At 72.7% G+C, this 2903-nt stretch carries 3 protein-coding genes; 2 read left to right on the plus strand and 1 reads right to left on the minus strand.

Going from position 1 to position 2903, the window contains the following annotated elements; genetic code table 11:
• Window positions 1-285: 2'-5' RNA ligase family protein (locus AN218_RS14095; RefSeq protein ID WP_275936973.1), on the plus strand; the 285-nt coding region annotated here is incomplete at its 5' end.
• Between the two features lie 370 nt (window positions 286-655).
• Here the strand turns inward: AN218_RS14095 and AN218_RS14100 are convergent.
• Window positions 656-1663, minus strand: coding sequence for an aldo/keto reductase (locus AN218_RS14100; protein ID WP_070017190.1), 1008 nt, complete (start codon window positions 1661-1663; stop codon window positions 656-658).
• A 121-nt stretch (window positions 1664-1784) separates the two neighbouring features.
• Here AN218_RS14100 and AN218_RS14105 point away from each other — a divergent pair, with 121 nt between their 5' ends.
• Window positions 1785-2834 carry a TolB-like translocation protein gene (locus AN218_RS14105; RefSeq protein WP_244900455.1) on the plus strand — a complete coding sequence of 350 codons (1050 nt, stop codon included), beginning with the start codon at window positions 1785-1787 and terminating at the stop codon, window positions 2832-2834.
• Window positions 2835-2903: the final 69 nt, after the last annotated feature.

Below are 2903 nucleotides of genomic sequence, written 5' to 3' on the forward strand. Positions count from 1 at the left end.
GACGGCGAGGCCCTGCGCCGGCTCGCCGCCACCACCTCGGCCGCCGGGCGCCGCCTGGGCCTCGGCCCGGACGAGCCCGCCCGCTTCCGCGCTCATGTGACGCTGGCCCGCTCCCCGTCGCAGCGGTTCGATCCGCGCCCCTACACCGAACTCCTCGGCCGCTTCGCGGGCGACCCGTGGACCGCCGGCGAACTCGCCCTCGTACGCAGCCACTTGCCCGACGGCGGCGTGCCCGGCGAACAGCCCCGCTACGAGCCGATCGCGGCCTGGCCGCTGGGCGGATGACGGACTTGGTTACCGTTGAGGCGTGAATACCAAGACGAGGACGCGCATCGTGAGCGGTGCGCTCGTGCTGATGCTCATCGTTGTCGCCGTCGCGGCGGCGCTGGGTGCCTAGGGCGTGTCCGGAAAGTCCCGTCTGGTGCGCGGGGTCTGGCACGCACGCTCGCTGTGTTGTCGATCGTCGGCGCAGCTCGCTGCGCTCTCTCCCCCTGGGCCTGACGGCCCGGGTGGTGCCCCCACCTCCGCCTTGCGATCGCACGCACCAGACCCCGCGCCCCCGCCCNAACACCCCCTAGCCCCATAACCTCCGGAGCCAGGCACCCCGTACGCGTCGTCCCGCGGTGCGGGAGCGCCGTGCCGCCGCCGTGGCCCGTTACCAGGCGAAGGCCTCCGGCGACGGGCCCGGTCCGGGGAAGATCTCGTCGAGCGAGTCCAGCAGCTCGTCGTCGAGCTTCAACTCCACGGCGCGCAGCGCCGATTCGAGCTGTTCCGGGATGCGCGGGCCGACGATCGGGCCGGTCACGCCGGGACGGGTGAGCAGCCAGGCCAGGGCCGTCTCGCCCGGGTCGAGGCCGCGTCCGGCGAGCAGGTCCTCGTAGCGCTGGATCTGCTCGCGTGCGGCGGTGTCGGCGAGCGCGTCCGCCGAGCGGCCCGTGGTGCTGCGTACGCCCTCGCCGCCGGAGCCGCCCGAGGTCTGCTTGCGGAGTGCTCCGCCGAGCAGCCCGCCGGCCAGCGGCGACCAGGGGATGACGCCGAGGCCGTACTCCTGCGCCGCCGGGATCACCTCCATCTCGGCCCGGCGCTCGGCGAGGTTGTACAGGCACTGCTCGCTGACGAGGCCGAACGTGCCGCGGCGTGCGGCGGTCTCGTTGGCCTGCGCGATGTGCCAGCCGGCGTGGTTGGAGGAACCGGCGTAGAGGATCTTGCCCTGCTGGATCAGGACGTCGATGGCCTGCCAGATCTCGTCCCAGGGCGTCCGGCGGTCCACGTGGTGGAACTGGTAGAGGTCGATGTGGTCCGTCTGCAGCCGCTTCAGGCTCGCGTCGACGGCACGGCGGATGTTGAGCGCGGAGAGCCGGTCCTGGTTGGGGGTGGTGTCGCCTTCGGCGGCCATGCTCCCGAACACCTTCGTGGCGAGCACCGTCCTCTCGCGGCGCCCGCCTCCCTTGGCGAACCACGTGCCGAGGATCTCTTCCGTACGGCCCTTGTTCGGGCCCCATCCGTACACATTGGCGGTGTCGAAGAAGTTGATGCCGGCGTCCTGCGCGGCGTCCATGATCGTGTGACTCCCGGCCTCGTCGGTGTGCGGCCCGAAGTTCATCGTCCCGAGCACGATCCGGCTGACCCGGAGGCCGGTGCGGCCAAGCTGCGTGTACTCCATGGCACAGAGCCAAGCCGCTGGAGTGGACTCGAAGCAAGCGTCCGTCCCGGCGCCGGTACGGCGATGCGCCGGTGGTGGCGGTGCGGCGGTGCGCGGCGGCGCCGTACGGGAGACTGGTGCCATGTCTGTGCTTTGGCGCCGCGCCGTCGCGGCTGTGGGGGTCGGGGGAGCGGCGGCGCTGCTCGCGCTGGGCTGCGCGCCGCCGGCCGGTGCCGCTCCGGCGGGCGGCAAGGAGGGGCCGGGCTCCTTCCGTATCAAGGACCCCCGCATCACCGAGTCGAGCGGGCTGGCCGCCAGCCGCCGGCACAAGGGCGTGTACTGGACGCACAACGACTCCGACGACGGCCCGTACGTCTACGCCGTCGACTCCCGTACCGGCCGTACGGTCGCCACCGTCACCCTCCGCGGCATCGATCCGCGCGACGTGGAGGCCATCTCGATCGGCCCCGGCGGCCAGATCTACGTCGGCGACATCGGCGACAACCTGGGCGGCGGCTGGAGCGAGGTGTGGATCTACCGCTTCACCGAGCCGGAGCGGCTGCGCGATGTGACGGTGACGCCGACCCGCTACACGGTGCGCTACGCGGACGGCCCGCGCGACGCCGAGTCGCTGATGGTGCATCCGAAGACCGGACGCGTCTACATCGCGAGCAAGAGCCAGGAGCGCAAGGGCGGCATCTACGCCGGACCGGAGCGCCTCTCCCCGTCCGGCGTCAACGTCTTCCGGCGTATCGCGCGTACGGAGATCTGGGCGACGGACGGCGCCTTCTCGCCGGACGGGACGCGGCTGGTGCTGCGCGGCTACTTCGGCGGCGGGATGTACCGCTGGCGGGACGGGAAGCCCGAGGCGCTGGACACCCCGGTCAGCGTGCCCATGGCCGGACAGGGCGAGTCGGTGACCTTCACACCGGACGGCCGCACCCTGATGTGCGGTTCGGAGGGCAAGGGCAGCACCGTCGATCCACTGGAGCTGGAGGGCGAGTTGCTGCCCGACAGCGTGCCGGCCGACGAGCGGAAGGCGGACGGCGGCGCGGGAGCCGCCGGCGGGGACGCGAGCGGCGGGGGCGACGGGAAGCTGGACGAGAAGGAAGTCGTCCTGGGCGGCGCGGTGATCGCGGGCGCGGTCGTGCTGTGGACCGCGGTGCGGCGGCTCTTCCGGCGCCGCGGCTGACGTCCCACCGCGTACGACGCCCACATACGTACGGCATGAAGCGGGCCCGGACACCGACTCCTCGGTGTC

It is taken from the genome of Streptomyces nanshensis (genome assembly GCF_001751255.1).
Classification (GTDB): domain Bacteria; phylum Actinomycetota; class Actinomycetes; order Streptomycetales; family Streptomycetaceae; genus Streptomyces; species Streptomyces nanshensis_A.

Bases quoted from the DNA above. Each gene is read 5' to 3' on its own strand.
- AN218_RS14100 (WP_070017190.1), bottom strand. From the start codon at position 1,663: ATGGAGTACACGCAGCTTGGCCGCACCGGCCTCCGGGTCAGCCGGATC.
- AN218_RS14105 (WP_244900455.1), top strand. From the start codon at position 1,785: ATGTCTGTGCTTTGGCGCCGCGCCGTCGCGGCTGTGGGGGTCGGGGGA.